1 protein-coding gene is annotated in these 340 nt (G+C 62.4%); it reads left to right on the top strand.

Going from position 1 to position 340, the window contains the following annotated elements; genetic code table 11:
* Positions 1–123: 123 nt before the first annotated feature.
* Positions 124–340: ATP-binding protein (locus V6766_RS25525; protein ID WP_448471037.1), on the top strand; the 217-nt coding region annotated here is incomplete at its 3' end.

The following is a 340-nucleotide window of genomic DNA, read 5'->3' as shown; positions in this document are numbered from 1 at the left end:
GGTGGAGCGCCGGCCGCCGCGACTGGATCTGTCGATCTATCCCTACCTGCCGAGAGCAACCGTGGAGACGACATCGGCGAAGGCGTATATGGGCCTCCTGTCATCGGGGAAGGGAGAAGCGGCATGAGCAACGAAGCCCCCGAGATCCTGCTTGCCCACGACCTCAAAAGCCTGAAGCTGCCGACCTTCCAGCGGGAGTATCAGAAACTGGCCAGGCTTTGCGCCACCGAGGGCGTCGACCATATCGGATACCTCACCCGGCTTGCCGAGCGAGAGATGATCGAGCGGGATCGTCGCAAGGTCGAGCGGCGTATCAAGGCAGCCAAATTCCCGGTCGTCA

Source organism: Martelella sp. AMO21009, assembly GCF_053484295.1.
Note: the sequence above shows the minus strand (reverse complement) of the source record. Positions and strands in the feature narration are given on the sequence as shown.